We start from the raw sequence: 15,924 nt of genomic DNA, 5'->3' as shown, positions 1-15,924 counted from the left end.
CGGGTCGTCCGCAAAGCTTACTGTGCTGTTTTTTGCCAACCCGACCACAGCCACGGCCGGACGATTTCGCGTCGACGGTTGCTTAAAGCTCGGGGTGGCCGGCCTGCTTTTGGCCGGGTTGGCAAAGCCCTGCCCATGCCTCCCAGACCGCGCCTCGGCTCAGCGCCGCGCGGCGGCCGATCTTGCGTCGCGCCCGCAATGCCGCAGGTGACCGCGCGACGACCTCGGCGAGCACCCGGCAGCGCAGGCCGAACCGGAAGTTCGCCGCGGCCGGACGGCCCGGGCGCAGCGGTAGCACCACCGTCAACACGGCGAACCTGACCAGCTGGTTCACCGCGACTTCGCGGGGCGCGCAGCGCAGCAGCATGAGCAGCCGGTTGCGCTCGTTCCAGCGGTGGAACTCCGGCGAGCCGGGCTTGCTGCTGGCGCCGTGGGCGTGCCGGACGCGGGCGTCCGGGGCCGCGACGACGTCCCACCCGGCCAGCCGCAGCCGCCACGCGGTGTCGGTGTCCTCGTAGTAGCAGAAGAACCCGGCCGGGACGCCGCCGACGTCGCGCAGGGCGTCGGCGCGCAGCAGGGCGGCGCCGCCGCAGAAGGCGAACACCTCGTCCGTGGGCTCGGTGAGGTCGGCGCCGTGGCCGTCGGCGGTGAGCCGGACCCCGGCCGACTGCGTGCTGCCGTCGGGCCGCACGAGCAACGCCGTCGCCGCGGCGGCCAAGGGGGCCTTGTCCAGGGTGTCTTCCAGCGTGGCGAGCCACTCCGGCTCGGGCTCGGCGTCGTCGTTCAGCCACGCCAGCAACGGCGTCTCGACGCTCTTCGCGGCAACGGCGAGCGCGCCCGCGTAGCCGGCGTTGCGGGGGAGCCGAAGCACCTCCGGGTGTGAAGGATGGGCCGCGAGCAGGGCGGCGGTGCCGTCGTCGGAGGCGTTGTCCACCACGATCGTCCGATGTGGACGCGTCTGCGCGGCGAGCGCGTCGAGGCAGGCGGTGACGTGCCCGGCGCCCCGCCAGGTCACGACTACCACCGTGGTGGCGGGATTCGGCGTCACGTCCCGCACAATAGCCGCGTGCCCGAACTGGTCGTGCTCGCCGAGCAGCTCCTCGCGCCCGTGCCCGGTGGCACCGGGCGCTACACGGCCGAGCTGCTGCCCGCGCTCGCGAAGACCGCGCCGCCGGGCTGGACCGTGTCCAGCGCCGTCGCGCGGCACGCCGACGTGGCCGCGGCCCGGCTGGACGGCGTCGAGGGCCCGCGGGTGTTGCGGTACCCGCCGCGGGTGCTGGTCGGCGCGTGGCAGCTGGGGATCCCCTGGTGGCCGGGCGGCGACGCGGTGCACGCGCCGACGCCGTTCGCGCCGCCGCGCGCGCCGGCCGGGCGCACGCTGAGCGTGACCGTGCACGACACCGTGCCGTGGACCCACCCCGAGACGCTCACCGCGCGCGGGGTCAGCTGGCACCGGTCGATGATCGCGCGGGCCGCGCGCCGCGCGTCCGGGCTGGTGGTGCCGACCCGGGCGGTCGCGGACGAGCTGGCGGTGCTGGTCGACGTCGACGTCCCGGTGCGCGTGGTGCCGCACGGCGTGCGGGTGCCGTCGGGCTCGGCTGAGCTGGACTTGCCTTCGGAGTACGTGCTCGCGGTAGGCACGATCGAGCCGCGCAAGGGGATCGACGTGCTGGTCGACGCGGTCGCGGCGCTCGACGGCGTGGCGCTGGTGGTCGCCGGGCAGCCGGGCTGGGGCGGTGTCGACCCGGCCGCGCTGGCTCTGGACCGCGGTCTTCCCCCGGAGCGGCTGCGGGTGCTGGGGAAGGTGTCGGACGCCGAGCTGGCGACCGCGCTGCGGGGGGCGAGCGTGCTGGCCGTGCCGAGCCTCGCCGAGGGCTTCGGGATGGGCCTGCTGGAGGCGATGGCGGCCGGGGTGCCGGTGGTGCACACCGACGTCCCGGCGCTGGTCGAGGTGGCCGGCGGCGCCGGGATCACGGTGCCCCGCGGTGACGCGGTGGCCCTGGCCGCGGGGTTGCGGGAGGTGCTGGAGTCACCGACGGTGGCGGCCAAGCTCACCCGTTCGGGGCGTGACCGCGCGAAGGCGTTCACCTGGCGTCGCGCGGCGGAAGCCGTCTGGGCGATTCATCGACGAGTGCACGACTGACCGGTTTGCCAGTTCCCCACCATGACACCGGGTCACCGCCGTACCCTACGGGGGTGAGCGATGATCCCCGGGTCCTGATCGACGCGACCGCGGTGCCCGCGGACCGCGGCGGGGTCGGCCGGTACGTGGACTCGCTCGTCGCCGCGCTCGACGCGGACGGGGCACGCATCACCGTCGTCTGCCAGCCCCGGGACCTGCCGCTTTACGATCGGCTGGCGCCGCGCTCGCGCGTCGTGCCGGCGTCGCCGACGACGACCACCCGCACCGCGCGGCTGACCTGGGAACAGGCGACCCTGCCGCGGCTGGTGCGCCGCCTCGGCGCCGACGTCGTCCACTCGCCGCACTACACGATGCCGCTGACGACGTCGGCCGCGTCGGTGGTCACGCTGCACGACGCGACGTTCTTCACCGACGCCGTGCTGCATTCGTCGGTCAAGGCCCGCTTCTTCCGCGCGTGGACGGCGACGGCCCTGCGCCGCGCGACGCTGTGCGTGGTGCCGTCGGCGGCGACCGCGGCGGAGCTGGCCCGCGTCGGCCCGGTCCGGCACGCTTCCCTGGAAGTGATTCACCACGGCGTCGACAGCGAGCGGTTCCACCCGCCGTCACCCTCGGAAGTCGCGGCGGCCCGGGCGGCCGTCGGACTGGGCCGGACGCCGTACGTGGCGTTCCTCGGCGCGCTCGAGCCGCGCAAGAACGTCCCGGCGCTGATCCGCGGCTTCGCCCGCGCGGTCACCGGCCGCAGGGATGCGCCGGCGTTGGTGCTGGCCGGCCAGCCGGGCTGGGACACGCAGGTGGAGCGGGCCCTGGACGCGGTTCCGCATCGGCTGCGCGTGATCCGGGCGGGTTATCTGCCGTTCGGGACGCTGGCGGGGTTCCTCGGCGGCGCCGAGCTGGTGGCGTACCCGTCCCTGGGCGAGGGTTTCGGCCTCCCGGTCCTGGAGGCGATGGCGTGCGGCGCGTGTGTCCTGACCACGCGACGGCTGTCACTGCCGGAGGTGGGCGGCGACGCGGTGGCGTACTGCGGAGTGGGCGCGGGCGACGTCGCGGCGGCGATCAGCGAGCTCCTCGCCGACCCGGGCCGCCGGGCGGAGCTGGCCACGGCGGCCCAGCAGCGCGCGAAGGAGTTCTCGTGGGCGACGACCGCGGAACGGCACCGGGAGGCGTACGCCAAAGCTTGGTCGCGCCACCTCCGAACCCGCTGATCTTCCTACTTCTTCCAGCGTGCTCTCGGGCCGGGGCGGCGGGACCGCGCAGCGTCACGAGGGGACAATGACCCGATGACCGATCACTCCCGTTACGGCGACGAACTCGGCGTCGTGACCGTCACCTACTTCTCCGGCGAGACCCTCGAGCGGTTCCTCGACACGCTCGAGAAGGCCACCGAGCGTGATGTCCAGGTTGTCGTCGCGGACACCGTCTCCACCGATGGCGCTCCCGAGAAGGCCGCGAAGCGCGAGAACGTGCACCTGCTGAACATCGGCGAGAACGTCGGTTACGGGACCGGGTGCAACCGGGGCGTCGCCGAGCTGGACGACCGGTACGGCTGGATCGTCATCTCGAACCCGGACCTGGAGTGGGAGCCGGGCACGATCGACACGCTGCTCGACGCCGCGAAGCGGTGGCCGCGCGGGGGCGCCTTCGGGCCGCTGATCCACGACCTCGACGGCACCGTCTACCCGTCGGCGCGGCTGGTGCCGTCCTTCGGGCGGGGCATCGGGCACGCCGCCCTCGGGAAGATCTGGCCCGGCAACCCCTGGACCAAGCAGTACCGGCAGGAGACCGGCACGCCCACCGAGCGCGTCGCCGGCTGGCTGTCCGGCTCGTGCCTGCTGATGCGCCGCGAGGCGTTCGACTCCGTCGGCGGCTTCGACTCGCGCTACTTCATGTACTTCGAGGACGTCGACCTCGGTGACCGGCTGGCGAAGGCGGGCTGGCTGAACGTCTACACGCCCTCGGCCGGGGTCATGCACGTCGGCGGGCACTCGACGTCGCAGGCGTCGAAGAAGATGCTCGCGGTCCACCACGAGAGCGCTTACCGCTTCCTCGCCGACCGCCACCAGGGCCTCCTGTGGAAGCCGCTGCTGGCCGCGACGAAGCTCGGCCTCGCCCTGCGGCTGAAGCTGGAGACCCGGAAGGGCTAGATCCCGTCGAGCCGGCGGGACAGGTCGGACTTGCCGTTGGTCTGCGTCACCGTCGGCACCAGGCCGGTTTCATCCGGGTCCGGCTCCTTCAGCGGGCTCGTGATCGGCTCGGCCTGGGGCCGGCGGGCCAGCGGAGCCGTGACCGGCTTCGGTGCCGCAGTCGGCATCGGCGTGGTCGGTGTCGGCGTGCTCAACGGCGTCGTGTGCTGACGGCGGCCGCCGTGGGCCTCCAGCCGGCGGGTCGGCGACGAGCCGGCCAGCGGGTGGTCGTTCTCCTCGATCAACGACGCCGGCAGCTGCGTGGTCGTGTCCGGGTCCTGGCTCCGGTCGAGACCGTCGATGGCGGCCCGCGGTATCTGCTGCGTGTTCGAGGCGTCCATCGGCGAGATGGCACTGTCCGGCGTCACCACGAACACACCACGCGCTTGGGCTCGTGCGAGCAGGGCGTCCGCCCGATCGCGGGGGTCCATCCCCTCGGCCTCCCGACTGACCCGGGGGCCCTCTGGGGAGGGGCCCGCCTGTTTCCTGTCTAGGGTAGGCCCTCCGGGCGACCTCCGTCAGGGTTTCCCGCGGCTTGTCGCTCAGCGGTGCGTGATACAGGAGGAGATTTCCGTGACGTCCGAGGTCGAGATCGACGCCGTCGTGCTGGTCGGGGGCAAGGGCACGCGACTGCGGCCACTGACCCTTTCGGCGCCGAAACCGATGCTCCCGACAGCCGGGACGCCCTACCTCAGCCACCTGTTCTCGCGCATCCGCGAGGCCGGGATCCGGCACGTCGTGCTCGGCACGAGCTACCGTGCGGAGGTGTTCGAGGAGTACTTCGGCGACGGCAAGTCGATCGGTCTGGACCTGGAGTACGTCGTCGAGGAAGAGCCGCTCGACACGGCCGGTGCCATCAGGAACGTCTACGACAAGCTGCGCGCCGACCACGTGATCGTCTTCAACGGCGACATCATCTCCGGCGCGGACCTCGGCGCGCAGCTGCAGGTGCACCGCGAGTCCGAAGCCGACGTCACCCTGCACCTGCAGCGCGTCCCGGACCCGAGCCGGTTCGGGTCGGTGCCGACCGACGAGACCGGGCGGGTGCAGGCGTTCCTGGAGAAGACGCCCAACCCGCCGACCGACCAGATCAACGCCGGCTGTTACGTCTTCCGCCGCCCGGTGATCGAGGCGATCCCGGCCGGGCGCCGGGTGTCGGTCGAGCGCGAGACGTTCCCGCGGCTGCTCGAGCAGGGCGCGCACATCCAGGGGTTCGTCGACGCCTCCTACTGGCTCGACGTCGGCACGCCGGAAGCGTTCGTGCAGGGCTCCGCCGACCTCGTGCGTGGCGTGGCGCCGACGTCGGCGCTGCCCGGCCGGCCCGGCGACTTCCTGGTGCTCGACGGCGCTTCCGTCGCCGAAGACGCCCAGCTGAGCGGGGGCTCGACCATCGGCGTCGCCGCCGTCGTCGGCTCGGGCGCGAAGGTCGACGGCTCGGTGCTGTTCGACGGCGCGGCCGTGTCCGAAGGCGCGGTGGTCGAGCGTTCGGTGCTCGGGCACGGCGCGCGCGTCGGCGCCGGCGCGGTGCTGCGCGGGGTCGTGCTCGGCGACGGCGTGTCCGTCGGGGCCGGCTGCGAGCTGCTCGACGGCGCCCGCGTCTGGCCCGACACCGTGCTGCCCGACGGTTCCGTGCGCTTCTCGAGCGACGCGTAGCCGATGTTCTGGCGTCCCGCGTTCGAGGTCGACCTGGGCCGGGTCCTGGGTCCGCTGAAGCGCGGCCGCGGGTCGCTCAACATCCTCACCGACGAACGCGGCATCACCTGGCTCGCGTCGAACACCCCGGACGGCCCGGGCACCCTGGCGCTGCGCAGGCTCACCGACGGCCGGATCGAGGCGGCCGCCTGGGGTGCCGGCGCGGATCGGCTGCTCACCGGCGTACCGAGGCTGCTCGGCGCGGACGACGACGACTCGGAGTTCGTCGCGCACCACGACGTCGTCGCGCGGGCCCGGCGGGAGAACCCCGGCCTGCGGCTCGGCGCGACCGGCGTCGTGTGGGACTGGCTGGTGCTCGCCGTGCTGGAGCAGAAGGTGACCGGCAAGGAGGCGATCCGGTCGTGGGCCGAGCTGTGCCGCCGCTTCGGTGCGCCGGCGCCCGGGCCGGGGCCGGACCGCCTGCGCGTGCCGCCGGCGCCGGTGGCGCTGCGGTCACTGCCGGACTGGCACTGGCACCGCGCGGGTGTCGACATCAAGCGGCGGACGGCGTTGCTCAACGCGGCCCGCGTCGCCCACCACCTGGAGCGCGCGGTCGAGCTGCGGGGGATCGAGGGACGCCACCTGCTGCGGCACGTGCCGGGCATCGGCGTGTGGACGGCCGCGGAGGTCGCCCAGCGGGCCTGGGGTGATCCGGACGCGGTGAGCTTCGGGGACTACAACATCCCGTCGATGGTCGGGAACGCCGTGCTGGGCACGAAGGTCGACGACGCCGGGATGGCGGAGGTGCTGGCGCCGTACGCGCCGCAGCGGCAGCGAGCGGTGCGGTACCTGGAGGCGGCGGGGCACCGGCGGCCGCGGTTCGGGCCGCGGGTCGAGCTGCGCGAGTACCGGGCGATGTGAGGCGCGCCGGTCAGTACTGGGGCGGGTAGCCGCCCTGCTGGTTCGGCGGGTACGGCTGCTGGCCGGGGTAGCCCTGCTGGGGCGGATAACCGGGCTGCTGGGGCGGGTAGCCGGGCTGCTGGCCGGGGTAGCCCTGCTCGGGCGGGTAGCCGGGCTGCTGGCCCGGATACCCCTGCTGCGGGGGATACCCGGGCTGCTGCGGGTAACCCGGGTACTGCTGCGGCGGGTACTGCGGCTTCGGCTTCGCGGCCGCCTTGATCACGACGACGGCCACCGTCACGATGCTGGCCAGCACCAGCAGGCAGAGCAGCAGCACGATCAGGCTCACGGTCGGCTTTCCCCCTCGTCGAGCGCGGCGCGGGCGATGGCCAGCGCCTCGGCGTCGTCCAGGCCGAGCTTACGGGTGAGCTCCGCGTACCGGGCCGCGGCCTGCTGCGCCCGGCGGCGGCTCTGGTCACCCGACGCGGCGACGAAGCTGCCCGCCCGGCCGCGCGTCTCGATCAGGCCGGCTTCCTCGAGCTCGCGGTAGGCGCGGGCCACGGTGTTCGGGGCGATGCCGAGGTCGGCCGCGAGCTGCCGGACGGTGGGCAGCTTCGTGCCGACGGCCAAGCTCCGGTCGTTGATCCGCGTCGCGAGCCCGGACCGGACCTGCTCGAAGGGCGGCACCGGCGAGCTGCTGTCGAAGGGGACGGTCACCAGCTCTGCGGACCCGCTCCCGGACCGGGCAGCGGCTGCTGCGGATAGGGCGCGGTCGGCGAGTACTGCGGCGGCGCGGGCGGGTACCCGCCCTGCTGCTGCGGCACCGGCTGCGACGGAGGGAACCCGGCTTGCTGCTGCGGGAATCCGGGTTGCGCCGCGCCCGGCGCCGGTGCGAACCCCGGCTGCGGGACCGGCTGCGACGGCGGGAATCCAGGCGCGCCAGGCGCGAAGCCTGCCTGCGGGACCGGCTGCGAAGCAGGGAAACCGGTCGGTGAAGCTCCGCCTTGCGGGAAACCAGCCTGCGGAACCTCGTTCTGCACCGGGAAACCAGGCTGCGAAGCAGGGAAACCGGCCGGTGAAGCTCCGCCCTGCGGGAAACCGGCCTGCGGGACCGGCTGCGACGGCGGGAATCCGGGCGCGCCCGGCGCGAAGCCCGCCTGCGGCACCGGCTGCGAAGCCGGGAACCCGGTCGGCGACACCCCGCCCTGCGCCGCCCCGCCCGCTGCAAACCCTTGCTGCGGCGGGAAGTTCTGCGCCGGGAAGTTCGCCTGCGGGAACTGCCCGCCGTTCTTCATCGCCTCTTCGCGGCGCATCTTCGACACGCGCACCGCCACCACGATCACGAACACGATGATCGCGAGCACGAGCAGCCCGACCACGATGTAGCCGAACACACCGTCGCCGCCGCCACCGCCGGAGTGGTAGTGCACCCGCTCCAGGAACTGCGTTGCCATCCGTTCCTCCCCTGTCCGCGCTCCAGGCTAGTGCCCGGCACCGACCGGAACGGCCGCTTTCACCAGATCGGCGAGATCTTCCGACCCCGCCGGGAGCGCGTCCACCGGCCACCACCGCAGGTCGTCGGACTCGCTGCTGCGCACCGGCGAAGCCCCCGGCGGTGCGAACACCGCGTACCGGACGTCGAAGTGGCGCGTCGGCACGCCGAGCGAGCACGTGATCGGGTGGACGTCCAGGTGCACCGGCGCGGCCCCGATCCGCAGCCCGGTCATCCCGGACTCCTCGGCGGCCTCGCGCAACGCGGCCTCGGCCACCGTCGTGTCCTCGGGCTCGCAGTGCCCGCCGAGCTGCAGCCACCGGCCGACCCGCGGGTGCAGCGTGAGCAGCACCTGCGTCGCCGTGTGGTCCAGCAGCACGGCCGACGCCGTCAGGTGCCCGGCCGCGCAGGACCGCTGGCAGCTGTCGTCGCGCGCCGCGAGGAACCCGAGGAACGCCTGCCGCAGGGACTCCTGGGAAGGGAGCGAAGGCCGCCACGCGCTCAGCGTCGTGACGGCGTCGGCGTGCAAAGTCACAGCTCCAGCAGCCCTTCCCCCGGCGCGGCGGAGAGCCGCGACTCCGGCTCGGTGAGCGGGACGCCGATCGCGACCGAGCCCAGCGGCTGCCAGCGCTCGTCCAGGCCGAGGACGTCGCGGACGATGTCGGCGGCGAAGATCGTCGAGCCGATCCAGCACGAACCGAGGCCTTCGGCCGCCAGCGCGACCAGCAGGCCCTGCACCGCGGCCCCGCCGGCGACGGTGAACATCGTCTTTTCGCAGTCGTTGCGGCGCGCGTCGGGGTAGGTGTGCGCGCCGTCCGGCACCAGGAACGGAATGACGATTTCCGGTGCCCGGTAAAGGATGTCGCCGCGGCTGAGCCGCTTCGCGACCTGTTCCGGGGTGAAGTCGTCACCGACGAGGTCGGCCTGCCACGACTCGCGCATCGCGTCGAGCAGTTCCTTGCGCTTCGCGCCGTCGCGCAGCCAGACGAACCGCACCGGGTGCGTGTGGTGCGGGGCGGGCGCGGTCAGCGCCGAGCCGACGGCCCGCCGCATCGAGATGGGCGACACCGGGGCGTCGCTGAACTGCCGCACCGACCGCCGGACCGGCACGGCCTCCCGGCGGCCCTGCGCGATGGCTTCGTTGGCGCCCAGCCGGAAGAGGTCCTCTTCGAGCGGCCGGATCAGCGACCGCGCGTTCGAGCCGTCGTCCACGAGATCCAGGCCGCGGACGACCGCCACCGGCGTCCCGCCCAGCTTGCCCTTGACCAGGTCGGCGGCCGACGCGAGCTCGTCGGCGATCGCGACCTCGGTGACGGCCAGTTCGTTGCCCTGCCCGTCGATCGTGCCCCGGTAGGCGTGCAGCACGCGCAGCCCGGACGCGCCGATCGCGTTGTCGGTCTGCCCGACCCGCCAGGCGCGGCCCATGGTGTCGGTGATGACGACGGCGACCTCGACGCCGAGCCGGTCCCGCAGCCCGTTGCGCAGGGCCAGCGCCGAAGCGTCGGGGTCGGCCGGCAGCAGGGCGACCTCGTCACCGGCCACATTGGACGCGTCGATCCCGGACGCCGCCTGGACGATCCCCAGCCGGTTCTCGGTGATCACCGTGCGCGCGATCCGCGCGACGATCCGCACGGCCTCCTGCTTGACGAGGTCGCGGCGCGCGGCGTCCCGGGCCTCGGGGTCGGTCGGCACGCGGACGAGCCTGCCCTCGGCCTTCGAGACGATCTTGCTGGTCACGACCACGACGTCCCCCGAGCGCAGCCACGGCGCGGCCGTGACGATCGCGCCGGTCAGGTCGTCGCCGGGGCGGAACTCGGGCAGCCCGGGGACGGGCAGGATCTCGAGCTTGGGGGCGGCGTGGTCAGTCAACAGGGGCTCCAGCGAGTTCCAGGGCGGCGCGGGCCATCGCCGCGGTCGCGTCCACATCGGACATCAGCAGCGGGACGTCGCGGACGGTCACGCCCGGCACGTCGGCCGTCTCGCCCTCGGCGATCAGCCAGCCGTCGAGGACACCGTCGGCCTTGCGCGAGCCGTAGTGCCGGCCCACCGCCTCGGCGGACGTCTCGACGCCGATCGCGGTCAGGCACGCGTCGGCCATCCCGCGCAGCGCCTTGCCGCCGATGATCGGGGACATCCCGACGACGCCGGCCGACGTCTTGCGCAGCGCGTCCCGGACCCCGGGCACGCCCAGCACGGTGCCCACCGAGACGACCGGGTTCGACGGCGCGAACAGCACCGCGTCCGCCCCGGAGATCGCCTCCAGCACCCCGGGCGCGGGCTTGGCCTCGTCGTTGCCGACGGCGACGATCGAGTGCGCCTTCGGCTCGGCGCGGTAGCGCACCCACCACTCCTGGAAGTGGATGGCCTTCTGCTGCCCGTCCTGCTCCGGGTCGTCGATGACGACGTGCGTCTCGACGCGGTCGTCCGACATCGGCAGCAGCCGGACGCCGGGCTGCCAGCGGTCGCACAGGGCCTCGGTCACCGCGGACAGCGGGTAGCCCGCGCGCAGCATCCGGGAGCGGATCAGGTGAGTGGCGATGTCCTTGTCGCCGAGCCCGAACCAGTCCGGGTCGGCGCCGTAGGCCGCCAGCTCCTCCTTGACCACCCAGGTCTCACCCGAGTGCCCCCAGCCGCGGTCCTTGTCGATCCCGCCGCCCAGGGTGTACATGCAGGTGTCCAGGTCCGGGCAGATCCGCAGGCCGTGCATCCAGACGTCGTCGCCGGTGTTGACCAGCGCCGTCACCTCGTGCGGCGACTCGCTCGCCCCTTCCGGCGCCATGCCCAGCGCCGCCTTCAAACCCAGCAGGAAACGGGCCCCGCCCACTCCGCCGACCACTACCACGATCTTCACGACGTCGAATCCTCGCACGAGCCGGGTGTCGCCACCCAGTACCGGTACCTGTGGTGCGGGGCGTAGCCGAGCCCCGCGTAGAGCGCGAGCGCGCCCGAATTGGCCTCCGCGACCTGCAACACCGCGTGGTCGGCCCCGTGTTCCGCGCCCCAGGAGTGCAGGGCGCCCATCAGCGCGGACGCGAGCCCGCGCCGGCGGAAGGCGGGCGCGACCTCCAGGCGCCCGACGTGCAGCCAGCCGTCGACCAGCGCGCCCCGGACGACGCCGGCGGTGACACCGTCGAGCGTCGCGACGCCGTAACCGACCTTGCCGCCGGTCAGGACGCTGCGCGCCGCTGGGACGTCTTCGCCGGGGCCCAGCGTGAGCTCCCACCAGGCGGGAGTCGGCTCGTCGTGCACCCTGACGCCGGGCGCGGCCGGCCCGGCGGTGAGCGGCGAGGTGAGCACGACGACCTCGTGACCGCGGGCGTGCCGCGTCGCCTGGAACCAGCCTTCGGCGACGATCGCGCGCTCGTTCGGGCTGTCGCGGATCACCTGCACCATCGGCGGGATCCCCCGATCGTGGGCGAAGTCACACACCGCGGCGAGCGCCGCCGGGATGGGCCGTCCGGGGTCGCCGACGGCGAGTGCGCTGTTCGCGCGGCCGGTGAACCCGTCCGCCCAGCGCAGCCGCCAGTCCCCCAAGGATTCCTCGACCAGGGGCGGCCATGCTCGGCTGCAGGCGATTTCGAGCGTTTCGGGTGCGTTCACGGCTAGATTGTGACTGAGGCGGCAAAAGTCGTGGAGCGGATTTCGGAGGAGGCGGGCCGTGGGCATCCAGCGCAAGGACGAGCGGCACAACGAGAAGCTCGTGGACGAGATCTCCGAGGGCTTCAACCGGGCCGTGGGGGAGCAGAAGGCCGAAGAAGACGCCCCCAAGCCGCGCTTCGTCATCACCGGTGACGCCCGGGCCACCCCGCCCCCGCGCCGCCGGGAGCGGTGAACACACGCCGTACCCCGGGTATGGCTAAGGGTTGCCTCACCAACCGATCGGGTGCCGCTGCCGCGTAATGTCGGCACGGACTGGCTGTTTGCAGAGAAAAGCAGGAGTACGCAGTGACCTACGTGATCGCCGAGCCCTGCGTCGACGTGCTCGACAAGGCGTGTATCGACGAGTGCCCCGTGGACTGCATCTACGAGGGCGAGCGGATGCTGTACATCCACCCGGACGAGTGCGTCGACTGCGGCGCCTGCGAACCGGTCTGCCCGGTCGAGGCGATCTACTACGAGGACGACGTCCCGGACAACTGGTCGGACTACACCAAGGCCAACGTCGACTTCTTCGACGAGCTGGGCTCGCCGGGCGGCGCCTCCAAGGTGGGCAAGACCGCGCACGACCCGGGCTTCATCAAGGCGCTGCCCCCGCAGGGCGAATGAGCCGGGTCGCGCTGCCCGACTTCCCCTGGGATTCGCTCGCCGAGGTCAAGGCCACGGCGCAGGCGCATCCCGGCGGGGTGGTCGACCTCTCGATCGGCACGCCGGTCGACCCGGTCCCGGCCGGGATCCGCGACGCCCTGGCGTCGGTGTCGGACATCCCGGGCTACCCGACGACGCACGGCATCCCCGCCCTGCGCGCGGCGGCCATCGCCGCCCTCGGCCGGCGCCACGGGGTCACCGGCCTCGAGGCGGACGCCGTGCTCCCGACGATCGGGTCGAAGGAGGCCGTGGCCTGGCTGCCGCGGCTGCTCGGCTTCGGCGAGGGTGACCTCGTCGTCATCCCGGAGCTGGCGTACCCGACGTACGAGGTCGGGGCACTGCTGGCCGGTGCGTCGATCCTGCGCTCCGACGGCCTGACCGCCCTCGGTCCGCAGAAGCCGGCGATGATCTGGCTGAACTCGCCGTCCAACCCGACCGGCAAGGTGCTGCCCGTCGAGCACCTGCGCAAGGTCGTCGAGTGGGCCCGCGAGCGCGACGTCGTCGTGGTCTCCGACGAGTGCTACCTCGCGCTCGGCTGGGAGGCCGAACCGCTGTCGGTGCTGCACCCGGACGTCTGCGGCGGCCGCACGGACGGCCTGATCGCCGTCCACTCGCTGTCCAAGTCGGCGAACCTGGCCAGCTACCGCGCCGGGTTCCTGACCGGCGACCCGAAGCTGGTCGCGCAGCTGCTGGAGATCCGCAAGCACGCGGGCATGATCGTGCCGCGCCCGGTCCAGGAGGCGATGGTCGCCGCCCTGACCGACGACGAGGCGTTGACGGCCCAGCGCGAGCGGTACGACCGGCGTCGACTGGCGCTGCGGAAGGCGTTGCAGGACAACGGGTTCCGCATCGACCACTCGGAGGCGGGGCTCTACCTGTGGGCCACCCGCGACGAGGACGCGCAGACGACGCTCGGCTGGCTGGCCGACCGGGGCATCCTGGTCGCGCCGGGCACGTTCTACGGCCCGAAGGGCGGCAAGCACGTCCGGGTCGCTTTGACGGCGACGGACGAGCGGGTCGATGCCGCCGTGGCGCGGCTCAGCGCCTAGTAGTCCCGGCCCGTGAAGCCCCGGTAGACGAACCGGGTGAGCGCCTCGACCGCCTCTTCGTCGGTCGGGGGTGTCCACCCGGCCGGCTGCGGGCCCAGCAGCCACATCTGGGCGAAGCTGTCGATCAGCTGGAACATCATCGCGATCGACAGGTCCGTCCGGGTCGGCAGCCGCAGGCCGGCCGCGGTCACGTGGGCCAGGTGGCCCGTCAGGTCCGCGGCCTGGGAGGCGCCGAAGCTCGCCACCGTGCGGGCGAAGCCGTCGTTGACCAGCGCCGCCTGACGCAGCGCCTGCATCGTGGCCGCGTTTTCCTTGAAGAACTCCCAGAACGACGCGACGTGGTAGCGCACCGCCGCCGGGTCGCTGAAGTCCGACAGGTGCCCCTCGGCCAAGGCCGCCTCGTCGCCTGACGTCCCGAGATCGGCCAGGAGCGCTTCGAGCAGCTCCTCCTTGCCCGCGAAGTGGTTGTAGAACGACCCCGCGGCCCGGCCGGCTTCCGCCGTGATGTCCGTGATCTTGGTGTTCAGGTAGCCCTTGCGCGCGAAGACGCGCTTGGCCGCGGCCTTGAGCGCGGCCTCGGTCTCCGCGGCCTTCTCCTTGCGGTTCACCGCCACCTCCTTGACGCCGGACGCTAGCAGTGCCACTCTGAATCCAGATTCACTGAATTTCAATTCACTGGGAGGACGAGATGGACACACGGGTGCTGATCGCGGGGGCGGGGCCGACCGGGCTGACGCTGGCCATCGAGCTGGCGCGGCGCGACGTCGCCGTCCGGCTCATCGACAAGGCCGAGGAGTTCTTCGTGGGCTCGCGCGGCGACGGGCTCCAGCCGCGGACGCTCGAGATCTTCGAGGACCTCGGCGTGCTGGACGCGGTGCTGGCGCAGGGGGCCGCGCCGGTCCCGATGCGGATCCACGTCGGCGGCGAGGTCGTCGGCGAGCGGCTGATGTTCGACCCGGTCGAGGCGACGCCGGACAAGCCGTACCCGACCGGCTGGTTCCTGGGCCAGTCGCAGACCGAGGGCATTCTGCGCGACCGGCTGGCCGAGTTCGGCGTGCACGTCGAGCTGAACACCGCGCTGACCGGATTCGAGCAGGACGAAGACGGCGTCACGGCCACGCTGGGCACGGGCGAGACCGTCCGCGCCGAGTACCTGGTCGGGGCCGACGGCGGCAAGAGCTTCGTCCGCAAGGCGCTGGGGATCGCGTTCGAGGGCACCACCGACGAGTCGATCCGGATGCTGCTCGGCGACGTCCACGCCGAAGGCCTCGACCGCGGGTACGGCCATTGGTTCGGCGCGTCGGACGACCCGATGCGCGGCATGATGTTCAGCCCGCTGCCGGGCACGCCGTGGTTCCAGTTCGGTTCGCCGCTCGGGGACGGCGAGCTGGAGGCGGAGACCGCGCTGCCCGCGATCCAGGCGCGGCTCGACGCGCTGAGCGGCGGCACCGTGAAGCTGTCCGACCTGGCCTGGTCGACGGTGTGGCGGCCGAACGTCCGGCTCGCGGAACGCTTCCGCGACGGCCGGGTCTTCCTGGCCGGCGACGCCGCGCACGTCCACCCGCCGACCGGCGGCCAGGGCCTGAACACCGGTGTCGGGGACGGGTACAACCTGGGCTGGAAGCTAGCGGACGGCTCGCCCGAGCTGATCGACAGCTACGAGGCCGAGCGCCGGACGAACGCGGCGCGCGTGCTCGGGATTTCGACCGGGCTGATGCAGAAGTACGTCGACGGTGACGAAGACGCGCACCGGCGCGGCGAGGACACCCAGCAGCTGGACATCAGCTACCGCGGCGGCCCGCTGTCTCCGGCCGGCGCCGGCGCGCTGCAGCCGGGAGACCGCGCCCCGGACGCGCCGCTGACCGACGCCAACGGCAAGCGCGTCCGGCTGTTCGAGCTGTTCCGCGGCCCGCACGCGACCGAGCTGGTCTTCGGCGACGGCCCGACGTCGGGCCACCGGATCCTGCCCGCAGGCAGCGTCGCGACGGGCTCGGACCTGGTCGACGACGGCGGCCACGCGTACGCGGCTTACGACGTGAAGCCGGGCGCGAAGGTGCTGGTCCGGCCGGACGGGTACGTCTGGTCGGTCTCCCGCGGCTTGGGGGGGGGGGGGGGGGGGGGGGGGGGGGGGAGGGGGACACCCAAAAAAAACGGAAGGGGGGGGAGGGGCGGGGGGGGGGGGTAAGGACCAAGGAGGGGGGACGAACGCGGCGGGCTCGTATC

At 73.2% G+C, this 15,924-nt stretch carries 19 protein-coding genes; 9 read left to right on the top strand and 10 right to left on the bottom strand.

The window, feature by feature from the left end; genetic code table 11:
• Positions 1–82 precede the first annotated feature (82 nt).
• Positions 83–1,057 (bottom strand): glycosyltransferase family 2 protein, encoded by a 975-nt coding sequence (locus tag ACZ63J_RS10365; protein ID WP_465404016.1) that lies wholly within the window; start codon positions 1,055–1,057, stop codon positions 83–85.
• 9 nt (positions 1,058–1,066) lie between these two features.
• Here ACZ63J_RS10365 and ACZ63J_RS10360 point away from each other — a divergent pair, with 9 nt between their 5' ends.
• The 3 genes from ACZ63J_RS10360 to ACZ63J_RS10350 all read left to right on the top strand — a co-directional run bounded on the left by ACZ63J_RS10360 (position 1,067) and on the right by ACZ63J_RS10350 (position 4,284).
• The gene (locus ACZ63J_RS10360; RefSeq protein ID WP_465404014.1) at positions 1,067–2,143 is read left to right on the top strand and encodes a glycosyltransferase family 4 protein; all 1,077 of its coding nucleotides are present in this window, start codon (positions 1,067–1,069) and stop codon (positions 2,141–2,143) included.
• A gap of 53 nt (positions 2,144–2,196) precedes the next feature.
• Positions 2,197–3,345: a glycosyltransferase family 4 protein gene (locus tag ACZ63J_RS10355; RefSeq protein WP_465309253.1), complete on the top strand. Its 1,149-nt coding sequence runs from the start codon at positions 2,197–2,199 to the stop codon at positions 3,343–3,345.
• Positions 3,346–3,420: 75 nt separating this feature from the next.
• Complete coding sequence (locus tag ACZ63J_RS10350) at positions 3,421–4,284, top strand: glycosyltransferase family 2 protein (protein WP_465335705.1); 864 nt, start codon at positions 3,421–3,423, stop codon at positions 4,282–4,284.
• Here the strand turns inward: ACZ63J_RS10350 and ACZ63J_RS10345 are convergent.
• Positions 4,281–4,754 carry a hypothetical protein gene (locus tag ACZ63J_RS10345; RefSeq protein WP_465404012.1) on the bottom strand — a complete coding sequence of 158 codons (474 nt, stop codon included), beginning with the start codon at positions 4,752–4,754 and terminating at the stop codon, positions 4,281–4,283. The two genes, ACZ63J_RS10350 and ACZ63J_RS10345, sit on opposite strands and share 4 nt — an antisense overlap.
• Before the next feature lie 142 nt (positions 4,755–4,896).
• On the opposite strand from ACZ63J_RS10345, the gene manB reads away from it, so the two are divergent.
• The gene (gene manB, locus ACZ63J_RS10340) at positions 4,897–5,976 is read left to right on the top strand and encodes a mannose-1-phosphate guanylyltransferase (RefSeq protein WP_465309259.1); all 1,080 of its coding nucleotides are present in this window, start codon (positions 4,897–4,899) and stop codon (positions 5,974–5,976) included.
• Between the two features lie 3 nt (positions 5,977–5,979).
• Positions 5,980–6,876 (top strand): DNA-3-methyladenine glycosylase family protein, encoded by an 897-nt coding sequence (locus ACZ63J_RS10335; RefSeq protein WP_465404011.1) that lies wholly within the window; start codon positions 5,980–5,982, stop codon positions 6,874–6,876.
• A gap of 10 nt (positions 6,877–6,886) precedes the next feature.
• Here the strand turns inward: ACZ63J_RS10335 and ACZ63J_RS10330 are convergent, their stop codons facing one another.
• Genes ACZ63J_RS10330 through ACZ63J_RS10300 form a run of 7 tightly spaced genes read right to left on the bottom strand, consistent with a single transcriptional unit; the run spans position 6,887 to position 11,947 of the window.
• On the bottom strand, positions 6,887–7,204 hold the full coding sequence (locus ACZ63J_RS10330) for a hypothetical protein (protein WP_465404009.1): 318 nt from the start codon (positions 7,202–7,204) through the stop codon (positions 6,887–6,889).
• Complete coding sequence (locus ACZ63J_RS10325; RefSeq protein ID WP_465309265.1) at positions 7,201–7,572, bottom strand: GntR family transcriptional regulator; 372 nt, start codon at positions 7,570–7,572, stop codon at positions 7,201–7,203. Before ACZ63J_RS10325 ends, ACZ63J_RS10330 begins: the two co-directional genes overlap by 4 nt.
• A complete protein-coding gene (locus ACZ63J_RS10320) occupies positions 7,569–8,309 on the bottom strand; it encodes a hypothetical protein (protein ID WP_465404007.1) in 741 nt (246 codons plus the stop codon). Before ACZ63J_RS10320 ends, ACZ63J_RS10325 begins: the two co-directional genes overlap by 4 nt.
• Positions 8,310–8,336: 27 nt before the next feature.
• Complete coding sequence (locus tag ACZ63J_RS10315; protein ID WP_465404006.1) at positions 8,337–8,882, bottom strand: NUDIX hydrolase; 546 nt, start codon at positions 8,880–8,882, stop codon at positions 8,337–8,339.
• Positions 8,879–10,273, bottom strand: a complete 1,395-nt coding sequence (locus ACZ63J_RS10310) for a coenzyme F420-0:L-glutamate ligase (protein ID WP_465404004.1) — start codon at positions 10,271–10,273, stop codon at positions 8,879–8,881. Before ACZ63J_RS10310 ends, ACZ63J_RS10315 begins: the two co-directional genes overlap by 4 nt.
• Positions 10,209–11,198 (bottom strand): 2-phospho-L-lactate transferase, encoded by a 990-nt coding sequence (gene cofD / locus ACZ63J_RS10305; protein WP_465404002.1) that lies wholly within the window; start codon positions 11,196–11,198, stop codon positions 10,209–10,211. The genes ACZ63J_RS10310 and cofD overlap by 65 nt, the downstream gene beginning before the upstream one ends.
• Positions 11,195–11,947, bottom strand: coding sequence for a GNAT family N-acetyltransferase (locus ACZ63J_RS10300; RefSeq protein WP_465404000.1), 753 nt, complete (start codon positions 11,945–11,947; stop codon positions 11,195–11,197). The genes cofD and ACZ63J_RS10300 overlap by 4 nt, the downstream gene beginning before the upstream one ends.
• 58 nt (positions 11,948–12,005) lie before the next feature.
• Between ACZ63J_RS10300 and ACZ63J_RS10295 the strand changes: the two genes are divergently transcribed.
• The 3 genes from ACZ63J_RS10295 to dapC all read left to right on the top strand — a co-directional run bounded on the left by ACZ63J_RS10295 (position 12,006) and on the right by dapC (position 13,701).
• A complete protein-coding gene (locus ACZ63J_RS10295; RefSeq protein WP_465309277.1) occupies positions 12,006–12,179 on the top strand; it encodes a hypothetical protein in 174 nt (57 codons plus the stop codon).
• Positions 12,180–12,292: 113 nt separating this feature from the next.
• Positions 12,293–12,613 (top strand): ferredoxin, encoded by a 321-nt coding sequence (fdxA, locus tag ACZ63J_RS10290; protein WP_086680320.1) that lies wholly within the window; start codon positions 12,293–12,295, stop codon positions 12,611–12,613.
• Positions 12,610–13,701, top strand: a complete 1,092-nt coding sequence (gene dapC / locus ACZ63J_RS10285) for a succinyldiaminopimelate transaminase (protein ID WP_465403998.1) — start codon at positions 12,610–12,612, stop codon at positions 13,699–13,701. The genes fdxA and dapC overlap by 4 nt, the downstream gene beginning before the upstream one ends.
• Here dapC and ACZ63J_RS10280 read toward each other — a convergent pair.
• Positions 13,698–14,345 (bottom strand): TetR/AcrR family transcriptional regulator, encoded by a 648-nt coding sequence (locus ACZ63J_RS10280; protein ID WP_465403997.1) that lies wholly within the window; start codon positions 14,343–14,345, stop codon positions 13,698–13,700. The two genes, dapC and ACZ63J_RS10280, sit on opposite strands and share 4 nt — an antisense overlap.
• Positions 14,346–14,389: 44 nt before the next feature.
• Between ACZ63J_RS10280 and ACZ63J_RS10275 the strand changes: the two genes are divergently transcribed.
• Complete coding sequence (locus ACZ63J_RS10275) at positions 14,390–15,886, top strand: FAD-dependent monooxygenase (protein WP_465439407.1); 1,497 nt, start codon at positions 14,390–14,392, stop codon at positions 15,884–15,886.
• The last annotated feature ends 38 nt before the right edge of the window (positions 15,887–15,924 follow it).

It is taken from the genome of Amycolatopsis sp. NPDC104863 (assembly GCF_055582965.1).
The sequence above is the reverse complement of the archived record's forward strand: the minus strand, read 5'-3'. Positions and strand labels throughout refer to the sequence as shown.

Excerpts from the sequence above, each read along its gene's own strand:
- dapC (WP_465403998.1), top strand. The coding sequence starts at position 12,610 with ATGAGCCGGGTCGCGCTGCCCGACTTCCCCTGGGATTCGCTCGCCGAG.
- ACZ63J_RS10335 (WP_465404011.1), top strand. The coding sequence starts at position 5,980 with ATGTTCTGGCGTCCCGCGTTCGAGGTCGACCTGGGCCGGGTCCTGGGT.
- ACZ63J_RS10320 (WP_465404007.1), bottom strand. The coding sequence starts at position 8,309 with ATGGCAACGCAGTTCCTGGAGCGGGTGCACTACCACTCCGGCGGTGGC.
- ACZ63J_RS10275 (WP_465439407.1), top strand. The coding sequence starts at position 14,390 with ATGGACACACGGGTGCTGATCGCGGGGGCGGGGCCGACCGGGCTGACG.
- ACZ63J_RS10345 (WP_465404012.1), bottom strand. The coding sequence starts at position 4,754 with ATGGACCCCCGCGATCGGGCGGACGCCCTGCTCGCACGAGCCCAAGCG.
- ACZ63J_RS10310 (WP_465404004.1), bottom strand. The coding sequence starts at position 10,273 with ATGTGGACGCGACCGCGGCGATGGCCCGCGCCGCCCTGGAACTCGCTG.
- ACZ63J_RS10350 (WP_465335705.1), top strand. The coding sequence starts at position 3,421 with ATGACCGATCACTCCCGTTACGGCGACGAACTCGGCGTCGTGACCGTC.